This is a genomic window from Bradyrhizobium sp. USDA 4451 (assembly GCF_054822585.1).
Map to the genome: position 1 here is coordinate 1,260,460 of NZ_JBTRCH010000001.1, position 26,936 is coordinate 1,287,395.

General features: G+C 64.1%; 22 protein-coding genes and 1 pseudogene. 12 read left to right on the plus strand and 11 right to left on the minus strand.

Annotated elements, in window-relative coordinates:
- Window positions 1–9: 9 nt before the first annotated feature.
- The 6 genes and pseudogenes from cyoB (at window position 10) to ACVMB0_RS05830 (ending at window position 5,754) form a co-directional block, all read left to right on the plus strand.
- The gene (cyoB, locus tag ACVMB0_RS05805) at window positions 10–2,013 is read left to right on the plus strand and encodes a cytochrome o ubiquinol oxidase subunit I (protein WP_461345593.1); all 2,004 of its coding nucleotides are present in this window, start codon (window positions 10–12) and stop codon (window positions 2,011–2,013) included.
- Complete coding sequence (cyoC, locus tag ACVMB0_RS05810) at window positions 2,010–2,642, plus strand: cytochrome o ubiquinol oxidase subunit III (protein ID WP_456751745.1); 633 nt, start codon at window positions 2,010–2,012, stop codon at window positions 2,640–2,642. Before cyoB ends, cyoC begins: the two co-directional genes overlap by 4 nt.
- The gene (cyoD, locus tag ACVMB0_RS05815) at window positions 2,639–3,040 is read left to right on the plus strand and encodes a cytochrome o ubiquinol oxidase subunit IV (RefSeq protein ID WP_456751744.1); all 402 of its coding nucleotides are present in this window, start codon (window positions 2,639–2,641) and stop codon (window positions 3,038–3,040) included. Before cyoC ends, cyoD begins: the two co-directional genes overlap by 4 nt.
- A 44-nt stretch (window positions 3,041–3,084) precedes the next feature.
- Window positions 3,085–3,871: pseudogene (locus tag ACVMB0_RS05820) on the plus strand (SURF1 family protein).
- 28 nt (window positions 3,872–3,899) lie between these two features.
- The gene (locus ACVMB0_RS05825; RefSeq protein ID WP_461349602.1) at window positions 3,900–5,228 is read left to right on the plus strand and encodes an ATP-binding protein; all 1,329 of its coding nucleotides are present in this window, start codon (window positions 3,900–3,902) and stop codon (window positions 5,226–5,228) included.
- A complete protein-coding gene (locus ACVMB0_RS05830; RefSeq protein ID WP_461345594.1) occupies window positions 5,218–5,754 on the plus strand; it encodes a response regulator transcription factor in 537 nt (178 codons plus the stop codon). The genes ACVMB0_RS05825 and ACVMB0_RS05830 overlap by 11 nt, the downstream gene beginning before the upstream one ends.
- A 236-nt stretch (window positions 5,755–5,990) precedes the next feature.
- Here the strand turns inward: ACVMB0_RS05830 and ACVMB0_RS05835 are convergent, their stop codons facing one another.
- From ACVMB0_RS05835 to ACVMB0_RS05865, 7 genes are all read right to left on the minus strand, one after another.
- On the minus strand, window positions 5,991–6,206 hold the full coding sequence (locus ACVMB0_RS05835) for a hypothetical protein (protein ID WP_461345595.1): 216 nt from the start codon (window positions 6,204–6,206) through the stop codon (window positions 5,991–5,993).
- Between the two features lie 58 nt (window positions 6,207–6,264).
- On the minus strand, window positions 6,265–6,828 hold the full coding sequence (locus ACVMB0_RS05840) for a hypothetical protein (protein WP_461345596.1): 564 nt from the start codon (window positions 6,826–6,828) through the stop codon (window positions 6,265–6,267).
- Between the two features lie 148 nt (window positions 6,829–6,976).
- A complete protein-coding gene (locus ACVMB0_RS05845; RefSeq protein WP_456751738.1) occupies window positions 6,977–7,990 on the minus strand; it encodes a CarD family transcriptional regulator in 1,014 nt (337 codons plus the stop codon).
- A 197-nt stretch (window positions 7,991–8,187) separates the two neighbouring features.
- The gene (gene fdxA / locus ACVMB0_RS05850) at window positions 8,188–8,526 is read right to left on the minus strand and encodes a ferredoxin FdxA (protein ID WP_016844914.1); all 339 of its coding nucleotides are present in this window, start codon (window positions 8,524–8,526) and stop codon (window positions 8,188–8,190) included.
- A 137-nt stretch (window positions 8,527–8,663) separates the two neighbouring features.
- Complete coding sequence (locus ACVMB0_RS05855) at window positions 8,664–8,948, minus strand: RNA-binding S4 domain-containing protein (protein WP_461345597.1); 285 nt, start codon at window positions 8,946–8,948, stop codon at window positions 8,664–8,666.
- A 20-nt stretch (window positions 8,949–8,968) separates the two neighbouring features.
- Window positions 8,969–12,484: a helicase-related protein gene (locus tag ACVMB0_RS05860; RefSeq protein ID WP_461345598.1), complete on the minus strand. Its 3,516-nt coding sequence runs from the start codon at window positions 12,482–12,484 to the stop codon at window positions 8,969–8,971.
- Between the two features lie 794 nt (window positions 12,485–13,278).
- Window positions 13,279–14,109: a DUF3108 domain-containing protein gene (locus tag ACVMB0_RS05865; protein WP_461349603.1), complete on the minus strand. Its 831-nt coding sequence runs from the start codon at window positions 14,107–14,109 to the stop codon at window positions 13,279–13,281.
- A gap of 354 nt (window positions 14,110–14,463) precedes the next feature.
- Between ACVMB0_RS05865 and rpmB the strand changes: the two genes are divergently transcribed.
- The 5 genes from rpmB (at window position 14,464) to ACVMB0_RS05890 (ending at window position 20,249) form a co-directional block, all read left to right on the plus strand.
- Window positions 14,464–14,772, plus strand: coding sequence for a 50S ribosomal protein L28 (gene rpmB, locus ACVMB0_RS05870; RefSeq protein ID WP_050423898.1), 309 nt, complete (start codon window positions 14,464–14,466; stop codon window positions 14,770–14,772).
- Between the two features lie 166 nt (window positions 14,773–14,938).
- A complete protein-coding gene (locus ACVMB0_RS05875; RefSeq protein WP_461345599.1) occupies window positions 14,939–16,498 on the plus strand; it encodes a Hachiman antiphage defense system protein HamA in 1,560 nt (519 codons plus the stop codon).
- 839 nt (window positions 16,499–17,337) lie between these two features.
- Window positions 17,338–17,562, plus strand: coding sequence for a hypothetical protein (locus ACVMB0_RS05880; RefSeq protein ID WP_456751733.1), 225 nt, complete (start codon window positions 17,338–17,340; stop codon window positions 17,560–17,562).
- A gap of 288 nt (window positions 17,563–17,850) precedes the next feature.
- On the plus strand, window positions 17,851–19,056 hold the full coding sequence (locus ACVMB0_RS05885; protein WP_461345600.1) for an ABC transporter substrate-binding protein: 1,206 nt from the start codon (window positions 17,851–17,853) through the stop codon (window positions 19,054–19,056).
- A gap of 110 nt (window positions 19,057–19,166) precedes the next feature.
- Window positions 19,167–20,249, plus strand: coding sequence for an IS4 family transposase (locus ACVMB0_RS05890; RefSeq protein WP_461345437.1), 1,083 nt, complete (start codon window positions 19,167–19,169; stop codon window positions 20,247–20,249).
- 501 nt (window positions 20,250–20,750) lie between these two features.
- Here ACVMB0_RS05890 and ACVMB0_RS05895 read toward each other — a convergent pair.
- The 3 genes from ACVMB0_RS05895 to ACVMB0_RS05905 all read right to left on the minus strand — a co-directional run bounded on the left by ACVMB0_RS05895 (window position 20,751) and on the right by ACVMB0_RS05905 (window position 25,829).
- On the minus strand, window positions 20,751–21,713 hold the full coding sequence (locus ACVMB0_RS05895) for an alpha/beta hydrolase (protein WP_461345601.1): 963 nt from the start codon (window positions 21,711–21,713) through the stop codon (window positions 20,751–20,753).
- A 100-nt stretch (window positions 21,714–21,813) separates the two neighbouring features.
- Window positions 21,814–25,284, minus strand: a complete 3,471-nt coding sequence (locus ACVMB0_RS05900) for an acyl-[ACP]--phospholipid O-acyltransferase (RefSeq protein WP_461345602.1) — start codon at window positions 25,282–25,284, stop codon at window positions 21,814–21,816.
- A 287-nt stretch (window positions 25,285–25,571) separates the two neighbouring features.
- The gene (locus tag ACVMB0_RS05905; RefSeq protein WP_461345603.1) at window positions 25,572–25,829 is read right to left on the minus strand and encodes a hypothetical protein; all 258 of its coding nucleotides are present in this window, start codon (window positions 25,827–25,829) and stop codon (window positions 25,572–25,574) included.
- 52 nt (window positions 25,830–25,881) lie between these two features.
- Between ACVMB0_RS05905 and ACVMB0_RS05910 the strand changes: the two genes are divergently transcribed.
- Window positions 25,882–26,502 carry a TetR/AcrR family transcriptional regulator gene (locus ACVMB0_RS05910; protein ID WP_461349604.1) on the plus strand — a complete coding sequence of 207 codons (621 nt, stop codon included), beginning with the start codon at window positions 25,882–25,884 and terminating at the stop codon, window positions 26,500–26,502.
- Here ACVMB0_RS05910 and ACVMB0_RS05915 read toward each other — a convergent pair whose 3' ends face one another.
- Window positions 26,503–26,922 (minus strand): hypothetical protein, encoded by a 420-nt coding sequence (locus tag ACVMB0_RS05915; RefSeq protein WP_456751727.1) that lies wholly within the window; start codon window positions 26,920–26,922, stop codon window positions 26,503–26,505. It abuts the gene before it with no gap.
- Window positions 26,923–26,936 lie beyond the last annotated feature (14 nt).

Here is a 26,936-nt window from a genome sequence, read left to right on the forward strand (position 1 = left end):
GAGGACCGCATGAATCCCGATCTCGTCAAGATGATCTTCGGCCGCCTCAATCTCGAAGCGCTGCCGATCCATGAGCCGATCCTGGTCGGCACCTTCGCGGTGGTCGCAACCGGCGGGCTGGCGCTGTTCGCCCTCGTCACCTACTTCCGGCTCTGGAGCTATCTGTGGCGCGAATGGTTCACCACCGTGGACCACAAGCGCATCGGCATCATGTACATGATCCTCGGCATCGTGATGCTGCTGCGCGGCTTCGCCGACGCGCTGATGATGCGATTGCAGCAGGCGATCGCCTTCAACGGCTCCGACGGCTACCTCCCCGCCCATCACTACGACCAGGTCTTCACCGCCCACGGCGTGATCATGATCTTCTTCGTGGCGATGCCGCTGGTCACCGGTCTGATGAACTACGTGGTGCCGCTGCAGATCGGCGCCCGCGACGTCTCGTTCCCCTTCCTTAACAATTTCAGCTTCTGGATGACAGTCGGCGGCGCCGTGCTGGTGATGATGTCGCTGTTCGTCGGCGAATTCGCCCGCACCGGCTGGCTCGCCTACCCGCCGCTGTCGAACATCGGCTACAGTCCCGACGTCGGCGTCGACTATTACATATGGGGACTCCAGGTCGCCGGCGTCGGCACCACGCTATCGGGCATCAACCTGGTCTGCACCATCGTCAAGCTGCGCGCGCCCGGCATGACGATGATGAAGATGCCGGTGTTCACCTGGACCTCGCTCTGCACCAACGTCCTGATCGTCGCCTCCTTCCCGGTGCTGACCGCGGTGCTGGCGCTGCTGTCGCTCGACCGTTACGTCGGCACCAACTTCTTCACGAACGATTTCGGCGGCAACCCGATGATGTACGTGAACCTGATCTGGATCTGGGGCCATCCCGAGGTCTACATCCTGGTGCTGCCGGCGTTCGGCATCTTCTCGGAGGTGACCGCGACGTTCTCCGGCAAGCGGCTGTTCGGCTACACCTCGATGGTCTACGCCACCGTCGTCATCACCATCCTGTCCTACCTGGTCTGGCTGCACCACTTCTTTACGATGGGCTCCGGCGCCAGCGTCAACTCGTTCTTCGGCATCACCACCATGATCATCTCGATCCCGACGGGCGCGAAGATGTTCAACTGGCTGTTCACGATGTATCGCGGCCGCATCCGCTTCGAGCTGCCGATGATGTGGACGGTGGCGTTCATGCTGACCTTCGTGATCGGCGGCATGACCGGCGTGCTGCTCGCGGTGCCTCCGGCGGATTTCGTGCTGCATAACAGCCTGTTCCTGATCGCGCATTTCCACAACGTGATCATCGGCGGCGTGCTGTTCGGCCTGTTCGCCGGCATCAACTACTGGTTCCCGAAGGCGTTCGGCTTCAGGCTCGATCCGTTCTGGGGCAAGCTGTCGTTCTGGTTCTGGGTCTCCGGATTCTACTTCGCCTTCGTGCCGCTCTATGTGCTCGGCCTGATGGGCGTGACCCGAAGGCTCCGCGTGTTCGACGATCCGTCCTTGCAGATCTGGTTCGTGATCGCGGCGTTCGGCGCCTTCCTGATCCTGCTCGGCATCGGTGCGATGCTGGTGCAGTTCGCGGTCAGCATCCTCCGGCGCGAGCAGCTCAAGGACACCACCGGCGATCCCTGGAACGCGCGCACGCTGGAATGGGCGACCTCCTCGCCGCCGCCGGACTACAACTTCGCCTTCACGCCCGTGGTCTACGACAACGACGCCTGGTGGGACATGAAGCGCCGCGGCTACAGGCGCCCGCTGACCGGCTTCAAGCCGATCCACATGCCGTCCAACACCGGCACCGGCGTCATCCTCGCCGGGTTCGCGACGGTGATGGGGTTCGCGCTGATCTGGTACATCTGGTGGCTCGCCGCCGTCAGCTTCGTTGCGCTGCTCGCGGTCGCGATCGGCCACACCTTCAACTATCACCGCGACTTCCACATCCCGGCGGATGAGGTGGTGCGGACTGAAGACGCGCGGACACGCGTTCTTGCCGCGGGAGCCCAGTCATGAGCGTAGCGACGACCATCACCACTCAAGACTCCGAGCCCGTCTTCCACGTCGTCGACGAGCACGATCATCCGGAAGGCGCCAGCACCATGCTGGGCTTCTGGATCTACCTGATGAGCGACTGCCTCATCTTCGCGATGCTGTTTGCGACCTATGGCGTGCTCGGCGGCAGCTATGCCGCCGGCCCGTCGCCGAAGGACCTGTTCGACCTCAAGCTGGTCGCGCTCAACACCACGATGCTGCTGCTCTCCTCGATCACCTACGGCTTCGCCATGCTGACGATGGAGAAATCGAAGATCGGCCAGACCCAGCTCTGGCTCGCGATCACCGGACTGTTCGGCCTCGCCTTCCTCGGCATCGAGCTCACCGAGTTCGCCCACATGATCCATGAGGGCGCCACGCCGCAGCGCAGCGCCTTCCTGTCGTCGTTCTTCACGCTGGTCGGCACCCACGGCCTGCACGTCACCTTCGGCCTGGTCTGGCTGGTGACGCTGATGGTGCAGACCGCGCGGTTCGGCCTCACCACCGCCAACCGGCGCCGGCTGATGTGCCTGTCGATGTTCTGGCACTTCCTCGACGTGGTCTGGATCGGCGTCTTCACCTTCGTCTACCTCCTGGGAATGCTGCGATGACAACAAAAGCTCACGCCGAAGCTCATGCCCTCGAAGCCAATGCCGGACACGGCCATGACGATCATGGCGGCGCCGCTCACGGCTCGCTGAAGAGCTATCTGATCGGCTTCGGCCTTTCGGTCGTCCTCACCGCCATCCCGTTCTGGCTGGTGATGACCGGCACCATCGCCGACAAGGCGGTCACCGCCCTGATCGTGCTGGTGCTGGCGGCGGTGCAGATCGTGGTTCACATGATCTACTTCCTGCACATGAACACGCGGTCCGAGAACGGCTGGACCATGATGGCGATGATCTTCACCGTGGTCATGGTGGTGATCGCGCTGACCGGCTCGCTGTGGGTCATGCATCACCTCAACATCAACATGATGCCGATCCACGACATGAGCCAGATGCCGTGACGGTGCGATCTGCCAGACCACCGCTGGTGCTGCTCACGCTCGGCATGCTGGGCGTGGTGCTGCTGAGCGCGCTCGGCGTCTGGCAGATCGAACGCCGGACCTGGAAGCTGGCGCTGATCGAACGGGTCGAGCAGCGCATGCATGCGGCAGCGGTCGCGCCGCCGCCGCCATCGTCATGGCCGGCGGTGACGGCCGCCAGCGACGAATATCGCCGCGTCACCGTGCGCGGCACGTTCCTCAATGCCGACGAGACGCTGGTGCAGGCCGTGACGGCCGAAGGTCCCGGCTTCTGGGTGCTGACGCCGCTGCAGATGGCCGACGGAACCACGGTGCTGGTCAATCGCGGCTTCGTTCCGCCCGAGAAGCGCGATCCCGCCACACGGCGCGACGGCGCCCCGCAGGGGCCGGGTCAATGTCACCGGGTTGTTGCGGATTTCGGAGCCGAAGGGCGGTTTCCTGCGCAGCAACGACCCTGCGGCGGGCCGCTGGTATTCGCGCGACGTCGCCGGGATCGCCGCCGCGCACGGATTGTCGCACGTCGCCCCCTATTTCATCGATGCCGATGCGACGCCGAATCCCGGCGGCAGCCCCCTCGGCGGGCTCACGATCGTGCGGTTTCCCAACAACCACCTAATTTACGCGCTGACATGGTTTGCGCTGGCCTTTATGCTGGCGGGCGCGCTCCTGCGCATCGTCGGCAGGAGCCGCGCCGGCGCCTCCGATCCAGGGTGGAGTTCAAGACGCGCCGCCGTGCGCCGCTTGGTCGGCGCAGCCCGCAACCTGTCTCGCGACCCAGGCCCAGATGCTCGAGCGCACATCGGATCCGCATGAGGAAAATGCCGCGACCGGCACGGCTGTGATGCCGTCTGCTGCAGGCGCGGCCACCGGCATCCCGTTCGATCTCGCAAGCCCCGCCGACATCGCCACCAACCGCAAGAACATGGCCCTGCTGGTCCAGCTGCGCTGGATCGCCGTGATTGGCCAGATCGCCACCATCGGCTTCGTCCAGTTCTGGATGGGCATCGCGCTGCCGCTGCTGCCGCTCGCCGCCGTGATCTCCGGGCTCGTCGCGCTCAATGTCGTCAGCCTGCTGTGGCTGCGCTACCGCGCCGACATCAACAACCGCGAGCTTTTAGTCGCGCTGGCGCTCGACGTCGCGGCGCTGACCGCCCTGCTCTATCTCAGCGGCGGCGCGACCAATCCCTTCACCTCACTCTATCTGCTGCAGGTGACGCTCGGCGCGGTGCTGCTCGATGCGCCCTCGACCTGGTCGCTGGTGGCGCTGGTCTGCATGAACTTCGCCTGGCTGACCAGCTACTACCGGCCGCTGGAGCTGCCGCAGCAGGGCTTCGCCGATGCCTTCAACCTGTATATCGCCGGCACCTTCATCGGCCTCGTGCTCGACGCCGTGCTGCTCGTGGTGTTCATGACCCGGATCAACCGCAATCTGCGCGACCGCGACTTGCGCCTCGCGGCGATGCGCCAGCATGCCACCGAGCAGGATCATATCGTCCGGATCGGCCTGTTGGCTTCCGGCGCCGCGCATGAGCTCGGCACGCCGCTCGCCTCGCTCTCGGTCATCCTGGGCGACTGGCGCCGGATGCCGGCGCTCGCCTCCGACCCCGAACTGTCGCAGGACCTCGGCGAGATGGAGATCTCGGTGCAGCGCTGCAAGTCGATCGTGACCGGCATCCTGCTCTCAGCCGGCGAAGCCCGCGGCGAAGGCTCCTCGCCGACCACCGTCGCGGCATTCCTGAGCACGTTGGTCGAGGAGTGGCGGACGACGCGGCCATCGGCCACGCTGTATTTCCGCAACGCGTTCGGCACCGATCTTGCGATCGTGTCCGACACCGCGCTCAAGCAGGCGATCTTCAACGTGCTCGACAATGCCGCCGAGGTTTCGCGCGACTGGATCGAGCTGATGGCCGAGCGCAACGCCGACACGCTGGTGCTGTCGGTGAACGATCGCGGTCCGGGCTTCTCGCGCGAGATGCTTTCTCATATCGGCAAGCCGTATCAATCGACCAAGGGCAGCCCCGGCAGCGGCCTCGGCCTGTTCCTGGTCGTCAATGTGGTGCGCAAGCTCGGCGGCGTGGTGGCGGCGCGCAACCGGCCGGACATCGGCGCCACAGTCAGGCTCGAGCTGCCGCTCGCGACGCTTGCGATCGGAGACCATCTTGACGGATGAACGCCAGCTTCTGATCGTCGAGGACGATTCCGGCTTTGCCCGCACCCTGAAGCGCTCGTTCGAGCGCCGCGGCTACGGCGTCGCCGTATCCGCCTCGCTCGACGAGGTCCGTGAGCTACTCGAGCAGCAATCGCCCGGCTATGCCGTCGTCGACCTCAAGCTCGCCGGCGGCGCCTCGGGTCTTGCCTGCGTCGAAGCGCTGCATGCGCATGACCCGGAGATGCTGATCGTGGTGCTGACCGGATTTGCCAGCATCGCCACCGCGGTCGAGGCGATCAAGCTCGGCGCCTGCCACTACCTCGCAAAGCCGTCGAACACCGACGACATCGAGGCCGCATTCCAGAAAGCCGCCGGCAACGCCGCCATCGAGGTCGGCGCACGGCCGACCTCGATCAAGACGCTGGAATGGGAGCGCATCCACCAGACCCTGATCGAAACCGACTTCAACATCTCCGAAGCCGCCCGCCGCCTCGGCATGCATCGCCGGACATTGGCGCGAAAGCTCGAGAAGCAGCGGGTGAAGTAGCCATAGGCGAAAGTTTCTGACCGTCACCCTGAGGTGCTCGCCTCTTCGGCGAGCCTCGAAGGGCGACGGCCCCACTTCTTCCGCGAGCACCGGGATATATCCGCAGGACGATGCTGGTCAGGATCGTTTACGTAGCGTCGAGCGCCGTGGCCGTTTGCTCCGCTATCGTATGGCGACGCAGCGCTCGTCTTGAGTACAAGTGCCGCAGCAGGAGAGCAGTCAGTGTCACCGAGACGCTACCGGCGGGCCAGAAAGACCCCTAGCAGGAATGCAACGGCAAGTGATTGAAGTGGGGCGGCCTTGGTCGCCTCGCCCAGGTGATGCAGCCACCGGTCTCGTTGCGGCAAAGGTTCAAATACGCTGTGCTCAGCCATCTGACGGATCGCCTCTGACGCCTGCTCGATGCGTTGCTCAGGGCTCGTCGTAAAAGCAATGGAGGTTTCGTCAGTCATCACCATCAACGTTCCTTAATTCCGGACTGTTCCTCCATTCCTTCACCAAGTGACGCGCTCAGTCATTCCCGAAGAATTTCGCGAACGGACGGGGCGGGGAATCATCATCTTCAGATGCCATGATCGGAACGTCACGGCGGTCTACCTGTTTCAGGAGCACCGGAGCTTCACGGCGTTGGTCGCCTTGCTCGATGCGCCGCTGCTGACGTCTCGCCTGCTCGGACGCGATACGCTTCGCCTTGCGTTCAGCATACCGCTTGCGCCGCTCCCGTTCTTCCGCTGCAGGCTTCCTCGCCTCAGCCGCATCCGCCTGCTTCTCGACAGGCGCCTGGACGTCCTTCACCGGCTCTGGCTGCACCTGCGACGGCGGGGGTGGCGCGGCGGCTACTGCAGCGGCGGCCTCGCGCTGGCTCGCTGGCTGCGGTGCGAGCGCGGCTTCTGTCGTCGATGGCAGCACCACGCGTGCTGGTTCCGCGGCCGCCGGCGAAGAGACGCGCGTCTGGGGACCGGCGGGATCCTTGAGCGCCGAATTTGCCATCAGCAGCCCACCACCGAATCCGGCACCGAGGATGATGAAGGTTGTTCCGACGCCCGCGAAGAAAATGACTGCCTTTGATGCCATGGTCCGCTCTCCTCCAATGGCGAGCGAACGCGCGAAAGGTAGCGGCGTTCCGTTCGGGATAAACCGGCAATGAGGTGGGCGACATTTTGCCAAAAAACAAAAAGCCCGGTCTCGCGACCGGGCTTTGGTTTCAATCCGTCGAACCCTTTCAGGCGGCTTCGTCCTCGACGGCGGTGTCGTCGCCATCGCTGTCGGCATCCTCGCCGTCGGCATCGCCCTCGCCTTCACCCTCGGCTTCCGCCTTGGCGCCGCGGCGCGGGCTCTTGGCGAGCTGGCCTTCGATCTCCTTGATCGCTTCGGTCTCGGTCGAGTGCTGCACCACCGCGATCTCGCGCGACAGCCGGTCGAGCGCCGCTTCATACAGCTGGCGTTCGGAGTAGGACTGCTCGGGCTGCGATTCCGAACGGTAGAGGTCGCGGACCACCTCGGCGATCGCGACGATGTCGCCCGAATTGATCTTCGCTTCGTATTCCTGGGCGCGGCGCGACCACATGGTGCGCTTGACGCGGGCGCGGCCCTTCAGGGTCTCCAGCGCCTTCTTGACCAGCGCCGGCTCCGACAGCTTGCGCATGCCGACATTGGCGACCTTCGCCGTCGGGACGCGCAGCGTCATCTTGTCCTTCATGAAATTGATCACGAACAGCTCGAGCTTGGCGCCCGCGATCTCCTGCTCCTCGATGGCCAGGATCTGGCCGACGCCGTGAGCGGGATAGACGACGAATTCATTGGCCTTGAAGCCCTGGCGCTGGGTCACGACCTTCTTCGGCTCCTCGACGCGCGGTGCGGCGGCCGGCTTGGCGGCAACCTTCGGAGCAGCGGCGGGGGCGGCAGCCTTCGGGGCGGCCGGCTTCGGCGCAGCGGCAGTTTTGGGGGCGACCTTCGCAGCAGCGGGCTTCGCAGCTGCCGCTTTCGCGGCAGTCTTGGCAGTCTTTTCTGGCATCACGCTTCTTTTGTTCTTTGAGGACTTTGCAGCCGCGGCCTTCTTGGCGCCTTTCACAGGCGCCTTGGCACGGCCCTTGGTTGCGCTGCGAGCAACGACAGCGGCTTTCTTCGTCGTCTTTGAAGCACTCTTTTTACGCGTTTTCTGTGACACAGCCTGCGCGCGGAAACTGCCACGCCCCTGTTCGATGTTGCGGGAACCTCGAAGCCACAAGGTACGCATGGCAGGGGGTTCTTGGCCTGTAATGTGTCAGATATAGCACATTTTCCGCAAAAATCAATGGTTTACGCCCGATTCCGGGCATAACAGGGCATCCTCAGGTCATATGTCCGTCATTAGGGTTAAATTGGAGCGCCGCGGCGAGCCAAAGCCCGCCCTTATCGGGGTAATCCGGAAGATTGCTCGCGAACGCCAGCGAATCAGTCGCCGCTGCCCGGATTCGGAGAAAAATATTTCTCGAACTTGCCTTCCTTGCCTTCCCACTCCTTGGCGTCCTCGGGCGAGTCCTTCTTCTGGGTGATGTTCGGCCAGCTCTTGGCGTAGTCGCGGTTGACCTCGAGCCACTTCTCCAGCCCCGGCTCGGTGTCCGGCTTGATGGCGTCTGCCGGGCATTCCGGCTCGCACACGCCGCAATCGATGCATTCGTCGGGATGGATGACCAGCATGTTCTCGCCCTCGTAGAAGCAATCGACGGGGCAGACCTCGACGCAGTCGGTATATTTGCACTTGATGCAGGCTTCAGTGACGACGTAGGTCATCCAAAACTCCGGAACGATCGATTTTTCTGGGGTTGCGTAGCGCAGGAATACCGGGGCCGCAAGGGAAGCGGTCCCCGAAAAATGCCAGTGTTCTCACGTAACTGCCCGCCCAAATCGGAATAGCAAGCGCTAGATAACTACTCCTTGCCGGCTTGCAAATTGCCGGCCTGCAAATCCTCATACAGCACCCGCGCTGAAATCGCATCTCCGCGCCGCTCGGCGAAGGCGATCACCTTCAGCACGCGGACGCTGTTGTCGAGCGCGACGGTGACGACATCGCCCGCCTTCACCGCATGGCCCGGCGATTTCTCGCGCGTGCCGTTGATGCGGACATGCCCTGATGCGACGAGTTCAGCCGCGCTGGTGCGGGCCTTCACCAGGCGCGCGTGCCACAGCCATTTGTCGAGGCGCTGTCGATCCAAAAGCTAGACCAAGGGTTGGACTATTCCTTCCGGCCGGCGAGCTGCTCTTTCAGCGCAGCGAGCTTTGCGAATGGCGAATTCGGATCGATCGGCCGGTCACGCTCGCGCGGCGCGCTCGAGGCGTAGGGCCGATGCGACGGGCCGCTGTCGCGCTTGTCACGGCCGCCCTTGCCGAAATCGCGGCCGCCGCGGTCACGATCGCCGCGCTCGCCCTTGCGATCGCCGCCGCCGAACTTGTTGTCGCGGCGCCGCTCATTGTCGCGATCGCGGCCTTTGCCTTCGAAGCGCTCGCGGCGCGGGCCCTTGTTGTCTTTGTTGTCGCGGGCCTGCGCGCCCTCAGTGGGTGCGGCCGACGGATCCGCCGGCGCGCCGGGGCGCGGGGTGCGGAAATCCTGGTGACGGCGCGGACGGCGATGCTGCTCGCGCTTGGCCTCGCCCTCGCTGCCACCCTCCGCGGCCTGCGCGCCCTCGGCGGGCTTGCCCTGATGGCGGCCGCGGTTGCGATCGTGACCGCGATGATGCGGACGGCGCTCGTCGGAACGGCCACCGGGACGCCAGACTTCGACCAGCTGCGGCTCGGCCGGCGTCTCCACGGCGGCGGCAGCGGCCTCGGCGACAGCTTCAGCGGGCGCAGCGTCGACGCTTGCGGTCTCCGCAGGCGCTTCGGCAACGGCTTCTGCCGGCGTGTCTGCCGCGGCTTCCACCGCAGGCGCAGGCTCGGCCGCCGCTTCAGCAGCCCGTTCTTCAGCAGCAGCAACTGGCTCCGCGGCCGGCGCATCCACCGGCGCGGCGCGCTCGGCCGCCGCATCCTGATGGGTCTCGACCACGACCGGCGTCGCCTCGCTGGCAGCGACCTCGGCAAAGCCGACATCGGGCAGCAGCGCAGCCGACGGCGCCGGATCGCCGGACACCGGCTGATGATCGACCGCAGCCTCCGCCGCATCGGCAGCGACTTCGGCGGCGGCATCGACCGGTGCATCCACAGCGGCCTCGGACGTCGCCTCGACCGGCGGCGTCTCGGCGGCAACGGTCTCGGTGGTCTCGGCCGGCGCAGCCTCGACCGGCTTCGGCGGCAACGGCGGCCGGCGGTCCATGCGGTAGCCGAGCGCGCGCAGGATCGAGGCAAAATCCTCGCCGGCAGATCCCGTCAGCGAGGTCATCGCCTGGGTCACGACGAACCCGCGGCCGTCGAACGCACCGGCGGGCTTCTCACCCGGCGAGGTCTCGCGCCAGGCCAGCGCCGGCCGGATCAGATCGGCCAGCCGCTCCAGGATGTCGACGCGCACCGCGCGCTCGCCGCACTGGCGATAGCCGAGCACGCGATATCCGTCGCGCGGCAAGGTCTTGTCGACCGGGAACGAAGTGCGGCCGCTCGACGCCAGATGCTGCACGTTCGACAGCGCCGCCATGTCGACATTGCTTTGCTTCTCGGCCCACAGCAGCGAGGCCAGCGAGCGCGCCGCGGGCTTCAGTAGCTGCGGGAAATAGATGTGATAGGCGCCGAACCGCACGCCGTATTTGCGCAGCGCCGCGCGCGACGGCTGGTCGAGATCCTTCATCTCGGCCGCGATCTTGCTGCGCTCGAGCACGCCGAGCGCCTCGACCAGCTGGAACGCGATGCCGCGGGCGATGCCCTGCAGATCCTCGGCCTTGGCGAGCTCGAACAGCGGCCCGAGCAGCTTTTCGATATGCGTCTTGAGCCAGAGGTCGAGCCTGGTCTGCACCGCCTCGCGCGAGGCGCCGGTCAGCCGCTCGTCGGAAATGATGCGCAGGCGCGGATGCAGCGCGTCGTCGGCCGCGACCAGCTTCGCCACCGCATCGCCGGTCCAGCGGATGGTGCCGTCGGAGGTCAGCACGAACTGCTCGTCGGGGGCAGCGCCCAGTTTCTCGGCCCGCGCATCGATCTCGCGCGCCAGCACCTGCTGGGCGGCGGCTTGCAGCGCCTTGGCGTCGCTGCCGGCCTCGGCCGCATCGGGTGCGAAGGTGAAACCATCGAGCCGGCCAATCACGTGGCCTTCCACGATCACTTCACCGGTCTTGCCAATTTCCGTATTCAAAACTGAGTTCTCCCGCAGGCGGCGCATCAATACACTGGTCCGCCTGTCAACGAAACGCTCCGTGAGCCGTTCATGCAGCGCATCGGATAATTTATTTTCGAGGTCGCGCGTGATCCCCTGCCAGTGGTCCGGGTCGTAGAGCCAGTCGGGCCGGTTGGCAACAAAGGTCCAGGTCCTGATTTGCGCGATCCGGCCCGATAGCGTGTCGATATCGCCGTCGGTCCGGTTGGCCTGGTCGACCTGGGCGGCAAACCATGCGTCAGGGATACGCCCCTTTTGCATCAGGAAGCCATACAGCGTGGTCACGAGTTCGGCATGGGCGGCCGGCGACAGCTTTCGGTAGTCCGGAACCTGGCAGGCCTCCCACAGCCGCTCCACCGCCTTGGGCCCATGCGCCCATTCGCGCACCTCGGCGTCGCGTGCGACATGTTCGAGCACCCGCAAATCCTCGGCCACCGGGGCCCGCGTCAGTGCCTCATGATTAGGCGTCAGCGCCAGCGACACCTGCAACGCGCCGAGCGAGGAGAAATCCAGCCTGGCGTTGCGCCATTGCAGCATCTTGACGCTGTCGAAGGTGTGGTTCTGCAGCGCGTTGACGAGCTCCGGCTCGAACGGCGCGCAGCGTCCCGTCGTGCCGAAAGTGCCGTTGCGGGTGGCGCGGCCGGCGCGGCCGGCGATCTGCGCGAATTCGGCCGGCGTCAGCCGGCGGAACTGATAGCCGTCATATTTGCGGTCGGAGGCGAAGGCGACGTGATCGACGTCGAGATTGAGCCCCATGCCGACCGCATCGGTCGCAACGAGATAATCGACATCGCCGTTCTGGAACATCGCGACCTGCGCATTGCGCGTGCGGGGCGAGAGCGAGCCCAGCACCACGGCCGCGCCGCCATGCTGGCGGCGGATCAATTCGGCGATCGCGTAGACTTCATCCGCGGAGAACGCGACGATCGCCGTGCGGCGCGGCTGCCGCGTGATCTTGCGGTCGCCGGCGAATTCGAGCTGCGACAATCTCGGCCGCGTGATGATCGAGGCGCCCGGCAGCAGCCGCTCGATCATCGGCCGCATCGTCGCAGCGCCCAGCAGCAGCGTCTCGTCGCGGCCGCGGCGGTTGAGGATGCGATCGGTGAAGACATGCCCGCGCTCGAGATCGGCGGCGATCTGGATCTCGTCGACCGCGAGAAACGAGACGTCGAGATCGCGCGGCATCGCTTCCACGGTCGAGACCCAGAAGCGCGGCGCCTTCGGCTTGATCTTCTCTTCGCCGGTGATCAGCGCGACATTGTCGACGCCGGCGCGATCGACGATCTTGTTGTAGACCTCGCGCGCCAAGAGCCGCAGCGGCAGCCCGATCAGGCCCGATGAATGCGCCAGCATGCGCTCGATCGCCAGATGCGTCTTGCCGGTGTTGGTCGGCCCCAGCACCGCAGTGACACCCGCACCGGGCACGCGGTCATTTCCGAACGAAGTTGAGAAAACCATTTTTTGCAGGTGTTTCTTGAAGTCAGGTGTTTCTTGAAGTGTTGGAGAAACGCTCAATCCGTCATCCCGAGAGCTTGTGACGCACTGGCTTGCTCGGTGTCATCACCCGCGCATGCGGGTGATCCAGTATTCCAGAGACGGTCGTGCTTGAGCCGATAGGCCGCGGCGTACTGGGTCGCCCGGTCCCGTCTTCGCCAAGGCTTCGACGAGGCCATGACTCCCTGGCGCGCCGAAGCTTTAGCGAAGGCGGCAAGCCGGGCGACGACAACGGTGGATGAGGACAAAGCTTCACATCCTCTCAGGGTGACGGTTTGGCAGTGTGTTTCGCACCGGCAGAGTGTTTCGCAAAATCTGTCTCACAATGCGACGCTTGCTGCGTCGCCCTTAAGCTTCGGAACGACTTGAGAACGAATCGCGGCCGAATCGCTGACTCCGTTCCGGGCCTGAAACGTTCACCGCAACATCTCGGGTAGACCCCACGGCGGCGGCACTAGATCAAGTTTGAACGGGCTCCACAAGCAGGGGATATGCGGACTGAATTCCTTAAATTCCAGAGGCGGCCGAGTCGAATCAGAAGCGGGCAAGAGTCAACTGGATTCAGTCAACTGGATTCCGGTGACGTTTGTTGCATGCCGCGGCGCTCGCGAAGCCCTCGAAAGCACCCTCTCCCCTTGTGGGAGAGGGTGGCGCCGAAGGCGCCGGGTGAGGGGTCTGTCTCCGCGGAGAGAACCCCTCATCCGGCGTGGACTGCGTCCACGCCACCTTCTCCCACAAGGGGAGAAGGGAAGAGGCCCCTACTGCGTCTTCGCCACGCGCGGCGGCGCGGCTGTGGTGACGAACGAGGTCGCTTCCAGCATGGCCTGGCCGAGCGGGGTCGGGATCGTCATGCGGAACGGCACCAAGAGGCGGGTGCCGGCGATCGGCACGAAGGCGATCTCGATGTTGCGCTGGGCGGCGAGATATTTGATCACGGGGCGATCCGGGATGTAGCCCGAGATCGGCACGAAATAGAGCGCGCAGACCAGCGCCGGGCCGTGATAGCCGCGCTCGGCCTTGACGATCTCGACCCGCTTGAAATCGAGCTTGAGATCGTAGCGCATGCGGCCGTCGAACACGCCGGCGCCGGTGCGGCAGACATCCGGGCTCATCAATTCGGCATTGCCGGGCGCGCGCAGGAACGCGCCGGTCATCGGATCGAACACGTTCTTCTTTTGCGCCTCGGTCACCGGCAGGCGGTCGGCATCAACCGGCGGCTCCGGCTCGATCGCGGATTCCTTGATGCCGCCACCCGCCAGCACCATCCGGATCGTCTCCGACTTCTTCGAGGTGGTGGTGGTCGCGGTGTAGGACGAGGCCGCCAATGTCCCGTTGACGACCCGGCCCTGCGAGGCGCCCGAGCCGCTGCCGCCGGAAAACGCCTTCAACAGCCCCGCGGTGCCGCCCTGGGCGGTGGCCGAGAAGGTGTCGTCGCCGATTTCGATGGTCCAGGTGCCCTTGCCGACCGGAATACCGGCCAGGGTCGCCTCATACTGGGCGTCGAGCCGACCCTGCGCGCTGGCGCGCTCGGCACAAAACAGCAAAAGGGCACCGGCGCACAGGCCGAGGAGCCGGCCGAGCGGGGGCAAAATGGCAATGGCGGTCGTCACTTAACCTACCTGACGGTCCTGCTATCGGCGCTTGGTCCGTTGTCCACTTGCTAAGGCACATCGGCCGGACAACACGCGCGTCTTGTATGGAACCAAGACTTGCAGCCGAATACGCCCTTTATATGGTTGCCATTTCAGCCGTTAAGTGGCTGGAACGGCTTATGAACCGGCATTCCCCGATACCGCCATGCGGCGATATAATCTTGACGCTCGGGTGATCCGCCTCTATACACCCGCGGTTCCTGGAAAATGGACGCGAATTCAAAACCCCCGCGCGGGCCGTGCGATTGCACGCCTGGCAGAGCGGCGGGGATGCAATAAGGATTTTGTAAGATGTCCCGGCGCTGCGAACTGACGGCCAAGGGCCCCCAGACGGGCCACAAGGTGAGCCACTCCAACATCAAGACCAAGCGGCGCTTCCTGCCGAACCTGGCCAACGTGACCTTCATCTCGGATGCGCTCGGCCGCAACGTGCGCCTGCGCGTCTCGACCAATGCGCTGAAGAGCGTCGACCACAATGGCGGCCTCGACGCCTACCTGCTCAAGGCCAAGGCCGACGTCCTCTCGCCCCGCGCCCTCGAACTGAAGCGCGCGATCGAGAAGAAGGTCGGCAAGCCGGCCCCGGTGAAGAAGGCGAGCTGAGCGAGAACTGCGAGAGCGGAATTCGCGGAGAGTTTTGAACGGCCGGGTCGGATGACCCGGCCGTTTTTGTTTTGTGCCCTTAATAGGCCGAGTTCAGTAGCTCACTTGACAAACCAATCGGCTGATTGTCAATTTCTATTCATTCAACTCCAGCTAGTGACGATTTATGCCGCTATTCGCTGATTGGTGCGAATGCAGCACCAATTCTTCTGACCAAAAACACCTCCTCGAATACAAAGAGAAGGCCGGTGGCCGGGCCACCATTTCTTCGGCCTTACCCAAAATACTGCGATCTCACTACGATGACGTCGCCCGAATAGCTGACGACGTCGCACAGCTTGGTTATGCCAAGGCGGCGGCACTTCTCGCCGAGAGAATGCCTCGGTCAACGAGAGCACGATCGGGCGAGTTTGGAGAGATACTTGCTACTGAACTTGTAGAAGAAGATCTCGGTTACGAGGTGCCGATTCGACGGCTACGCTATAAAGACGGTCGTGAAATGGCTCTTCGTGGGGACGACTTTATTGGCATCGCAATTGACGCAGACGAACACCTTCATTTTGCGAAGGGTGAATCGAAGAGCCGCGAGACCCTAGGAAAAGCAACGATAGCGGAGGCTCGCTCGGTATTGTCGCGAGACCAAGGTCGCCCAACCCCGACCTCTATTCTATTCGTCGCGGATCGACTGATGGATCGAGGCGGTGAGCAGGAAAATCTCGGCAGGCTGATTCGAAATGAAATTGGCAATCGAGCCACACCCCCTGATCGAATCGAGCACATATGGGTCATGCAGGCACGGGCGCGGCTAGTCTGGAACAAATCCACTGCGACCCAACGGCGTAGCCAATTTGCTATGGGTGTTGGGTTGGACTCTGGATTGGTACTGGATGCCTTGGCGAAAGAGCTGACGACCCTTTTGGACAGCGCAGACTGGGCAGCTATGACGGGTAATTCTTCTGATCTGGCTATCTCGCTGACCGCGATGGCCAAACGAGTACTGACTATCCGACCTTTTATCCCCGATGCAGAACTTCCTGCAAATTGGACCGATATACTATGGTTTTGGCTCCAGGGGACTGATGTAGCAAGCATTGGCCTTGATAACATGCGCGTTGTTGAAGAGGCATTTGTCTACCGCCTCACGTGGGCGATTGAAGCAATTCGAATGAAGCGCCGGGCAGAAGGCGGGCAATCCGAATATATTGAGGGTAGCGCAGCAGCCTGTCTCGAGACAGGCCTACCCCACAGTTCGATGGCTATCTTGGTACGAGCGGGTTTGCCTTCGCGGATCGCGGCACAGAAGGCCATTGAGCAGACTCGTGCGACATTCTCGAATCTCACCGAGTTACACGTCTGGCTTTCCTCGAATGAGATCGTAGTCCTGTCGTCAGATCCAGATTTTCCTACGCCCGAGACTTCGGGCATTTGGAACCGCTTCCGTTCAGATGCACTCGCGACTCCTATTCAACGATGGAACAGCCAATCGTGGCGGATGCAAACAACTCCACCAGCTTGGTTTGACGTTAACCAACCCGCACGCATTCGTGTCGAGGAGACTACCAAGCGTGTTTCAATTACCACTGCTGATTATCGCGAGATCGTACGTATTCAGCAGACACTAAGCGATCCGGCTCCGTCGTTATTTCACGTGCATTACTCGGCGGACAAGAAATCGGCAGACATCCAACGCGTCGGCAGGGGAACCGCGAGTTGGAAGACGGGCTGATGCGTAACATCGCCCTTGTCCATCTCTGGCTGTGGTCTTCGACTACAAGCCTCACCACGGTTTTCAATGCGACCCCGTCCAGTCCTCGCGAAGAAAACGCTACTCTTCTCCGATCCCGCAACTCACGGTACAAGCATCGCATCCTGCCTCCTCAGACAGGAGCTCATCGCGACCGTTACGGACATTGGGGCGGGATTGCGATGGACGCGAGCGGTGCGCGAGATGAGCGCGCCACGTCGCGGGCGGCAAAGGCGTGTGGTCCTAACGCCCGAGTTGAAGGTGCGCGAAGTAGATTTTTCTTTGTGTGATTACGCACGAAGTAAGATCATCCATCGCGTCGCAAAAGGGGAGATGATTTTTCGTTCCGGCGTTCGCTGAAGCTTCCGGCTTCGCTAAACTACGGCGCGACGGGTCCGCCAGAGCCACTTCCGCTGACAACTGCCGCGAATGACAGCGGTGTCATCGCTCGCCACAGCGCGAATCTATGTTGATGCCTTCTAAGCGAGTGAAGAAACGCTTAACGCCCGCGCCTTAACCAACGTAGAAACCCTATAAATAAAGGCAAAAGCGGCTTGTCGCGCGGGTTAATCACAACATCACTGCGCATCATCACGAGCGCATGAGGCGCATGCAAAACGCCATGATCTCTTCCAGATGTTAGTGTGCAAACAAGCGCGCCCGACGCGTTTCCGATTCGATGTGGCCGCATCGTCTCGAAGACCGTGAGGGACATCACGGCCGGTACAACTGATTGTGAGGCATGCGCGCCGCACTCTTGGGAAGAAGCCTGGCCGTTCTTATGTCACGTCCAAAGAAGACCCCGATAAAGGAATTGATCAATGCAAGTTCGCGCAGCCGATCCGCGCGGAAGACTGGTGCCTGCGATCGCAACCGCCGCCGTGGCGGTGCTCGCGACAGCCGCCCTCGTCGTCCTCGAATTTCACCCGCCCAGGAACGTGCGAACGGGTGAGCCCGGGATGATCACCTCCGCCGCCGCCAGCCGCGCCGGCGCCACCGTGCTGCCGACCGATCCGGTGACGACCGGCAGCGTGCGGTATCGCTGAGGAGCGCGCTCTATCCATCATCGTCGTCCCGGCCGAGTGCGCAATTGCGCACAGGGGCCGGGACCCATTACCCCAGCTGTGTATTGGTTAGATCGCTGGGGCGGCATTCCGCTTAACGGCAAATATTAGTGGTTATGGGTCCCGGCCTTCGCCGGGACGACGGTAATAATTTCCCATCCCGCCGCATTTTCGCATCCCTGCCCCGGCGTCTCGCCGCAAGCCTGCCTGCCCCGACCTCACGTAAGCTTAGCCCGCGCGAACAACAAAAAACGCACAGGGAGGCTCACGATGATCTGGAAGGCCATTACGGCAGCCGCAGCGCTTGCGCTGGCGACGCAGGCGCACGCCGCCGAGAAGAAATACGGCACGGGCGCCAGCGACACCGAGATCAAGCTCGGGCAGACCTCGCCATTCTCCGGCGCGGCGTCGGCCTACAGCGTGATCGCGAAGACGCAAGGAGCCTACTTCAGGATGATCAACGACCAGGGCGGCGTGAACGGGCGCAAGATCAATCTGATCACGCTCGACGACGGCTACTCGCCGCCGAAGACGGTGGAGCAGACCCGCAAGCTGGTGGAGCAGGAGGAGGTCGCCGCGATCCTCAATCCGCTGGGCACGCCGACCGGGCTTGCGGTGCGCAAATATCTCAACGACAAGAAGGTGCCGCAGCTGTTCGTCGGCGCCGGCGCCACGCTGTGGGGCGACTATGCGCATTATCCGTGGTCGATCGGCTTCCAGCCGTCGTACCAGGCCGAGACCGCGGTCTACGCCAAATATGTGCTGACCCAAAAGCCCGACGCGAAGATCGCGCTGTTCTACCAGAACGACGACGCCGGCAAGGATTACGGCAACGGCTTCAAGAAGGGGCTGGGCCCGGAGAACACCGCGAAGATGGTGGTGGCGGAGACGACCTATGAATCGACCGATCCGACGGTCGACAGCCAGATCGTGAAGCTGAAGGCCTCCGGCGCCAACGTGCTGTTCATGCACGCGATCCCCAAGCAGGCGGCGCAGGCGATCAAGAAGATCGGCGAGATCGGCTGGAAGCCCGACCTGTTCTTCCTCGCGGCGACCTCGACCTCGGTGTCCTCGGTGCTGAAGCCGGCCGGCTTCGACTACTCCAAGGACATCATCTCGTCCTACTCGCTGAAGGATCCCAACGATCCGCAGTGGAAAGACGATCCGGACGTGATCGCCTGGCAGGAGTTCATGAAGAGATATTTCCCGGACGGCAATCTGCAGGACCAGCTGATCGTCTACGGCTATGTGGTGGCGGAGGCAACGGTGCAGGTGCTCAAGCAGTGCGGCGACGACCTCACCCACGAGAACATCATGAAGCAGGCCGCCAATCTCGACATCGCGCTGCCGATGTTCCTGCCCGGCATCAAGGTGAAGACCTCGCCGACCGACTACTTCCCGGTGGAAGCGATGCGGCTGCAGAAGTTCAACGGCGAGACCTGGCAGCTGTTCGGCGATACGATCGGGAATGATTGAGGGGGGATCCCCTCCAGTTCGTCGTCCCGGCGAAGGCCCATCGGCGTTAAAATAGGCTTGTGTGGCGGAATCGTTTGTGATTCCAGCATGGAATGACACACGAATCGCTGGTGAATGGCGACTGGGCGGGCGTCGTGACCCGGCTCGGTGGGGCAGAAGCACTCAATCGCACGGCACGTGAGACGAAGGCTTTCGTGCGTCCGCGCGAGATTAGGAGTGCGGTGGATTTGCTGCGGCTGATCCTGGCTTATTGTTTGAGTGAGCGGGGACTTCGCTCGACGGCGGCATGGGCGACATCGGTCGGCCTTGTCGACATTTCCTGCGTGGCGTTGCTGTATCGTTTGCGTCAGTGCGGAGATTGGCTGGCGCTGCTGGTGGGTCAGGCGCTTGCTGCCGCTGCCCCGAAGGCAAGCCGAGGTCGCTTGATCCGGATCATCGATGCTACCACGGTGCCGAAGAAAGCGCTGGATGCCAGGAAGAAGAACGAGGTGTGGCGCATTCACAGCGCGTTCGATCTTCCGCAGGAACGATTTGGCCACTTCGAACTGACCGATCAGCAAGAAGGCGAGACGCTCGACCGGATCCCGGTGGTTGCGGGCGAAATCCGTCTTGCCGATCGGGCCTATTTGCAGCCGGAACGCATGGCACGGCTGATCGAGGCCGGCGCAGACTTCGTCATTCGGGCTGGTTGGAAGAGCGCGCGCTGGCTCGATTGCAAAGGCTGTGCGCTGGACCTCATGGCTGAGCTGCGCAAGGCGGCGGAACGAGGCCTCATCGATTGTCCGATTTGGATCAAACCCAAGCACGGCGCGCCGCTCGCCGTGCGTCTGGTCGCCATCAAGAAGCCGCAACAGGCTGCTGCCGAGGCACGACGCAAGGCGCACCGGACCGCACAGAAGGGAGGCCATCAGCTCTCCAAGCAAACGCTTGAGGCCGCCGATTGGGTCATCCTGGTCACCTCACTTGCTCCGGATGACTTCACCGCGGATGATGTTCTCGCCCTCTATCGCCTGCGCTGGCGGATCGAACTGGGCTTCAAGCGACTGAAGAGCCTGATCGGCCTGAAGGGGCCGCCGGGAACTGACGAACGAACGGCCCGACCTCACATCCTCGCTCATCTGCTGGTTATTCTCTTGCTCGAGCCGCTTGTCGACGAACTCGAGGACTCTCCCCGCTTGGCGGACGCCGCCTGACCCGCCCCGGCGCGTGGCGCTTGCTCCGCCAACTCGTCGCCTCACTCCTGCAGGCGATCATTCCGCAGCCGACAATGGCTCGCCTTCGCCGATCTCTCTCCACTCTTCGCCGACACCTCCGCGAGCCCCCGAGGAAAAAGCGCCGCTATCAAACCATGTATCCACTACCTTAACGCACATGGGCGAAGGCCGGGACCCATTACCACCGCCGTTCGTTGTTGCAGCAGGCTGCGGCCCCAGCGCCGCGCCAAACATCCATTCGGGGTAATGGGTCCCGGCCTTCGCCGGGACGACGACGGCGGTTAGCTCCCCGTCAACAACGGCGAAATGACTCGCCCTTGGGGCGCGCACACACGCATTCCAGATTTCGGAATATTGGAAATGTACCCTTGAGTTGCCCGACGCGTCAAGCCGCCTGGTCGAAGGTCCCTGGCTACCGCCGGCTCCCTTTGCATGGGGTTGTTCTCGCTGTTTTGGTATCGGCCCCTCCGCCGGGCGGCGTTACACCCCCTTCTCCAGCAACAGCCTGAAATCCGCCCGCGCCCGCTGCGCCTCGGCGCGGGCGGCGTCCGACGCATCGCCGAGACCGAAATAGCCGTGGATGAGCCCCTCGCCGGTGTGATACGCGACCGGCACCCCGGCCGCCCGCAGCGCCATGGCATAGGCATGGCCCTCGTCGCGCAGCGGGTCGAACCAGGCGGTCGTGACCACCGCCGGCGCGACACCGGCGAGGCTCTTCGCGCGCAGCGGCGAGACGCGCCAGTCGGCGGCATCGGCCTTGTCGGCGAGATAATGCCCCGCGAACCACTGCATCGTCGCGCGCGTCAGGAAGTAGCCTTCCGCATTCTCATCGCGCGACGGGAATTTGGCGTTCTCGGCCGCGTCGGCATAATGGCCGACCACGTCGGTGACGGGATAGACCAGCAATTGCCCGGCGAGCCTGATGCCGGCGTCGCGGCAGGCCAGCGCCGCGGTCGCGGCGAGGTTGCCGCCCGCGGAATCGCCGGCGACGCCGATGCGCGAGAGATCGCCGCCGAACTCACTGAGCCGCGCGATCACGTCGCGGATCGCGGCGAACGCATCCTCGAATGCGCCGGGAAAGCGCGTCTCCGGCGGGCGGCGGTAGTCGACCGAGATCACGACCGCGCCGGTCTCGATCACCAGGTTGCGGGCCTGGCGGTCATGGGTTTCGAGATCGCCGGCGACCCAGCCGCCGCCGTGGAAGAAGATCACGGTCGGCGCGGTGCCGCTGCCGTTCCGGTAGAGCCGCGCGCCGAGCTTGCCGGCGGCGCCCTGCACTTCGATATCCCTGAAAACATCGACCGGCGGCGGCGGCACTGCCTTGCGCGCCTCGGCCAGCGCGCGCAGCTGCTCGCGGCAGCTCTGCGGCGTCATGGTCGAGGGATCGCGCAGCGGCAGCAGCGGGATGATTTTTTCGATGACGGGGTCGAGGGGAAGAACCATGGCTGTGCTTTCTCGGGAGCAGTTGCCGACCATCTGACAACATGCTCCCGGAAAGCACAACCATCATGCCGAGACTAGGCCAACGGCTCAAGCGAAAGGCTCACGCAACGTGTTGCTGACGCGCCTCCGGCTCGGCCTCAGCCGCGTTGGTCGTCTCATCCGCCTGCGGCGCCGGCACGGGCGCAGCGGCCGCAAGTTCCTTGGCCAAAGCGGTGGCGCCGACATAGTCGGTCTTGCCGGTGCCGAGCAGCGGCACCTTGTCGACCACGCGGATGTCGGCCGGCACCGCGAGCTCGGAGGCGCCGGTGCTCTTGGCCTGGCGCTGCATCGCGGATCGGTCGGCGTCCTTTTGCGTGGTGAGCAGCACGATGCGCTCGCCCTTGCGCTGATCGGGCAGCGTCACCGCGACCGACATCGCCTGCGGCCACAGCGCAGTCGCCATGGTCTCCACCGCGGATAGCGAGACCATCTCACCGGCGATCTTGGCGAATCGCTTGGCGCGGCCCTTGATCGCGATGAAGCCCTGCGCGTCGACCGTGACGATGTCGCCGGTGTCGTGCCAGCCCTCGGGCAGCGGCTCCAGCACGCCGGGATTCTCGGCACGGAGATAGCCGATCATCACGTTCGGGCCCTTCACCGACAGCCGGCCGCCTTCGGCGATGCCCGGGACCGGATCGAGGCGGTACTGCATCAGCGGCGAAATCCGGCCGACGGTGCCCTGGCGGTTGGCCATCGGCGTGTTCATTGCCAGCACCGGCGCGGTCTCGGTGACGCCATAGCCCTCGAGGATGCGGATGCCGTAGCGCTCCATGTAGTAGATCTGCCTTGTGCGCTCCTTCACCGCTTCCGCACCCGCAATCACCAGCCGCAGCGTGCGGAAGTCGTAGGCATGCGCCGAGCGGGCGTAGCCGGTGAGGAAGGTGTCGGTACCGAACAGGATGGTGGCGCCGGTCTGGTAGATCAGCTCGGGTACGATCCGGTAATGCAGCGGCGACGGATACATGAAGATCGGAATGCCGCCGAGGATCGGCATCATCATGCCGCCCGTGAGACCAAACGAGTGGAACACCGGCAGGACGTTGAACACCTTGTCGTTGGCGTTGGCATCGACCCGCGCCAGCGCCTGCGCCGCGTTGGCGAGGATGTTGCGGTGGGACAGCACGACGCCCTTCGGCGTGCCTTCCGAACCCGAGGTGAACAGGATGACCGCGGGATCGCTGGCATTGCGGGCGACGCGGGGCGCGATGCCGGCGCGGAAGCCCGCGATCTTGTCGGTGAGGCTGATGCCGCCGCGCACGTCTTCGAGATAGATCACGCGGGCCTGGCCGGCCATCGCCGCGATCAACCTGTCGAGCTTGCCCTTCTCGATGAAGGCCTGCGAGGTCAGCACGGTCTTCACCTGCGCCGCCTTCATCGCGGCCAGCACGTTGATCGGGCCGGCCGAGAAGTTGAGCATCGCGGGCACCCGGCCGATGGTCTGCAGCGCCATGAACACGACGGCGACGCCGGCCGAGTTCGGCAGCAGAACGCCGACATTCTCGCCCACCGAAGTGCCCTGCTCGAGCTTGCGGCTCAAGACCTGCGCGCCGAGGATCAGCTTGCGATAGGTCAGCTTGGTGCCGAGCGCGTCTTCAATGATCGGCTTGCCGGTGTCGCGGTCGCGATAGGCGTGGCCGAGGCCCTCGAACAGCGTCTGGTCGAGCATCGCGTTCTGCACCATGGCGTCGATCATGACGTCCTGCAACGCTGCGCCGGCAGCATTGCGGCGCGCCTTGCCGCGCAGCGACTGGTCGACCGGCAGCTTGACCGGCGGCAGGATCGAGATCGTCACCTTGGGAAACCAGGAGCGCTTGATCTCGCCGTTCTTGAGATAACTGAGATGCGAGCGCTGCGCGCCCTCGATGCGAACCGGCACGACGACCGCGTCAGCCTTGTCGGCGATCATCGCGGTGCCGTCATAGACCTTCATCAGCGAGCCGGAGACCGTGATGCGCCCTTCCGGGAAGATCACCACCGGCTCACCGGCGGCGACCAGCTTGATCAGGTCGCGCGCGGCCAGCGGCTTCGACGGATCCATCGTGTAGTGCTTGATCATCTTCAGGAACGGCTTGGCCCACCACGCCTTGGCGATGCCGGTGTCGACCGCGAAGCTCGCATCGATCGGCAAGGTGGCGTGCAGCAGCGGGCCGTCGACCAGGCTGACGTGGTTGGGCGCGATCAGCATCCGGGTGCCTGCAGGCGGCAGGTTCTCCATGCCGCGCACCTCGAGCCGGAACATCGCGCGGAACAGCAGCGCGCCGAAATCGCGCACGCCCTCCTTGCCCCACTTGTTCAGCACGAACCAGACGCTGCCGAAGCTCGCGATGCCAAGGCCGAAGAAGATCCAGGCGATCGGCAGTCCGACGGCCTGCAGGGCGCCGACGAACACCGCGCCGGCGACCATGAAGCCGGCCTGCAGGATGTTGCCGGCGGCGATGATGCGGGCACGCTCGGACGGCGCGGTCCAGGCCTGCACGGCGGCAAACGCCGGCACCACGAACAGGCCGCCGCCGATGGCGAACAGGAAGAAGTCGGCCAGCATGCGGAAGCCACCGAGCGAGGTGGCGAACGCAGCCGCGGTGACGTCCTTGCCGAGCGAGGTGGTGGCGATCGCAAGTGCGAGGTCGAGGCCGATCACGCCCATCACGATGGCACCGATCGGCACCAGCGCGATATTCGGGCGGACGTGGCTCAGTTGGGCTGCGAACAGCGAGCCGGCGGCAATGCCGATCGCGAACACGGCGAGGCACAGCGTGACTACGCCTTCGGTGCCGCCGACGCCTTCCTTGATCAGCGCGGGCAGCAGCGACAGCACGATCGCGCCGACCATCCAGAACCACGACACGATCACCATGCCGTCCCACAGCCGCGGCTCGGCATAGAGCGACTTCAACAGCCGCACGGTCGAGGTCCAGGGATTCCTGGTGATCGGCAGATCAGGCGCGGACGGCTGCGTGACCGGGATGCGCGAGGCAAATCCCCAGGACAAGATCGACAGGCCCACAACGGCGGCGCAGATCCAGCCCATGTGGCTGGCGCCCGCGACGAACAGGCCACCCGCGATGGTGCCGATCAGGATCGCCATGAAGGTGGCGCCCTCGACCAGCGCGTTGCCAGTGGCGAGTTCGGACACCGACAGCTGGTCGGGCAGTACGGCATATTTCACCGGGCCGAACAGCGCGGCGACGGTGCCGAACAGCGCCAGCGCGATGAACAGCAGCGGGATCGAATGGGTGAAGAAGCCGGCGGCGGCAAACGCCGCGGCGAAGATCTCGAAGAACTTCAGGCGGCGCGCAACGATGGATTTGACATAGCGGTCGGCGAGCTCGCCGCCGAGCGCCGACAGCACGAAGAACGGGAAGATGAACACCGCGCCCGCGAGCTGAACCAGCGCCGGCCCCTGCTCGTTGGCGATGCCGTACAGCAGCATGATCACCAGCGCGTTCTTCAGCACGTTGTCGTTCAATGCCGAGCAGAACTGCGACCAGAACAGCGGCGCGAAGCGGCGGGACGTCATCAATTCCTTGATCATGACCGGTTCCTTGGGTTAGCGCGCAGGGCGCTGGCAGGTCTGCGAATTCGGGTGGCAGAGAATGCTGAGCGTGGTGAAAATGACGGAGATGCCGCAGCCTTTAGTCTGTTCCGCAACGTATCGGTTCGAATCGGGGCGGATCGGCCGCACCGGAACGCCGGGACAATGCCCGGCAGAAATGTACGAGACCTTATCCAGAGTTGTGGCCGGTCGACGGCGAAACGGACTCGCGAGGGACATGGTGAGTGCTTTGTTGAGGTTTCGGCGACAATTGCGGCCCGGACCCGTCAGGTCAGTTCACCCAAGCCGCGGAACGGCGACCAGCGGCAGCTGCGCTGCTTGCAACGACCACCGGTGGCCATCGCCGTGCGCGGCGCGCGCCGGTCGGCGCGCCGCTGCTCCAGGACGCCTGCGACATCGCAGGCACGGGCGATCCGCTCGATCGGCGCCATCGCCAGGGCGAGGATGCCGCGGCCAAGGCCCTTCACGAGCTCGATCGCGTCATCGACAAGGGTGGTGGTCAGTTGAAGTGCTAGGGTCTGCATTTGAGTGGCCTCCTATGCCAACTTGAGCAACGCTCAAATTAGTAGCTCGAAAATGAACATTGTTCAAGAAGAATCGCGGCGGGATCGGAAAAAACTTCAGCGGCGCACTCTGCTGATCGAGATCGCGCGCCGGGTCATCTCGACTAAAGGTCTGAGATCATTGAAGGTTCGTGACGTTGCCGAAGCCGCCGGCTGCTCCATCGGCAGCGTCTATAACGAGTTCGGCGACTTCGATGGCCTGATCCTGACCGTGAACCGGGAGACCGTTCAGGCCCTGACCGCACGGCTCAAGGCGGTCCCGACAGACGATCCGCTGCGCCAGCTGCACGGGCTCGCCGACGCCTATCTCGGCTTCGCCACCGAGCACGCCAATCTGCTCCGCTCGCTGTTCGAGCACCGGATGGAGGACGACCGGCCGTTTCCGGAAGATATCCTGACCATGGTGATGGAGGCCTTCGCGCTGATGCATGCACCGCTGGTGCGGCTATTGCCCGATCGCGATTCCAGCGACGTCGCGCTGCTGTCGCGGATGATGTTCTCAGCGGTCCACGGCATCATCTCACTGGGCCTCGAGGAGCGCATGGTCGCGGTGCCGCCGGAGCAGCTGCGCGAGCGCCTTGCGCAGTTCGTCGACACGCACCTTGCCGGACTCGGCGTATCGCGCGGCGACTAGCTACGCGCGCGCCCGCGCGATGGTGCCGGCGACGATCTGCATGGCGACGCCGAGCACCCAGCCGGCCATGATGGCTGCGGTCCAGCCGATATCCGGTTCGCTGCGCAGCACGACGACGCCGACCGAAAAGAACGCAACCATCGTCGCCAGGAACGTGCCGATCGCGCCGAGCAGCTCCGCCGCGTCGATCTTCCGCGTCGATGCGGCATCCTTCGGATGGAACAGCTTTGGCGGTGTATCGATGCCGAGATAGAAGCCGATCGCGCCGCCGAGCATCATGATCAGCAGGAACGCCTGCGAGGTCAGCGCCGATACGCTCGATCCGACATGGATGGCGACGAACAGACCGCTCGCAGCTCCCGCCAGGGCAAGGCCGAAGCGCTCCAGGACATGGGCAAATTTTCTGACGCGGCTGCGCATTGCTCTGCCTCATC

Coding starts and splice junctions, on each gene's coding strand:
- cyoB (WP_461345593.1), top strand. CDS start 10: ATGAATCCCGATCTCGTCAAGATGATCTTCGGCCGCCTCAATCTCGAA.
- cyoC (WP_456751745.1), top strand. CDS start 2,010: ATGAGCGTAGCGACGACCATCACCACTCAAGACTCCGAGCCCGTCTTC.
- cyoD (WP_456751744.1), top strand. CDS start 2,639: ATGACAACAAAAGCTCACGCCGAAGCTCATGCCCTCGAAGCCAATGCC.
- ACVMB0_RS05825 (WP_461349602.1), top strand. CDS start 3,900: ATGCCGTCTGCTGCAGGCGCGGCCACCGGCATCCCGTTCGATCTCGCA.
- ACVMB0_RS05835 (WP_461345595.1), bottom strand. CDS start 6,206: ATGACTGACGAAACCTCCATTGCTTTTACGACGAGCCCTGAGCAACGC.
- ACVMB0_RS05840 (WP_461345596.1), bottom strand. CDS start 6,828: ATGGCATCAAAGGCAGTCATTTTCTTCGCGGGCGTCGGAACAACCTTC.
- ACVMB0_RS05845 (WP_456751738.1), bottom strand. CDS start 7,990: ATGCGTACCTTGTGGCTTCGAGGTTCCCGCAACATCGAACAGGGGCGT.
- fdxA (WP_016844914.1), bottom strand. CDS start 8,526: ATGACCTACGTCGTCACTGAAGCCTGCATCAAGTGCAAATATACCGAC.
- ACVMB0_RS05860 (WP_461345598.1), bottom strand. CDS start 12,484: ATGGTTTTCTCAACTTCGTTCGGAAATGACCGCGTGCCCGGTGCGGGT.
- rpmB (WP_050423898.1), top strand. CDS start 14,464: ATGTCCCGGCGCTGCGAACTGACGGCCAAGGGCCCCCAGACGGGCCAC.
- ACVMB0_RS05875 (WP_461345599.1), top strand. CDS start 14,939: ATGCCGCTATTCGCTGATTGGTGCGAATGCAGCACCAATTCTTCTGAC.
- ACVMB0_RS05880 (WP_456751733.1), top strand. CDS start 17,338: ATGCAAGTTCGCGCAGCCGATCCGCGCGGAAGACTGGTGCCTGCGATC.
- ACVMB0_RS05885 (WP_461345600.1), top strand. CDS start 17,851: ATGATCTGGAAGGCCATTACGGCAGCCGCAGCGCTTGCGCTGGCGACG.
- ACVMB0_RS05895 (WP_461345601.1), bottom strand. CDS start 21,713: ATGGTTCTTCCCCTCGACCCCGTCATCGAAAAAATCATCCCGCTGCTG.
- ACVMB0_RS05900 (WP_461345602.1), bottom strand. CDS start 25,284: ATGATCAAGGAATTGATGACGTCCCGCCGCTTCGCGCCGCTGTTCTGG.
- ACVMB0_RS05905 (WP_461345603.1), bottom strand. CDS start 25,829: ATGCAGACCCTAGCACTTCAACTGACCACCACCCTTGTCGATGACGCG.
- ACVMB0_RS05910 (WP_461349604.1), top strand. CDS start 25,882: ATGAACATTGTTCAAGAAGAATCGCGGCGGGATCGGAAAAAACTTCAG.
- ACVMB0_RS05915 (WP_456751727.1), bottom strand. CDS start 26,922: ATGCGCAGCCGCGTCAGAAAATTTGCCCATGTCCTGGAGCGCTTCGGC.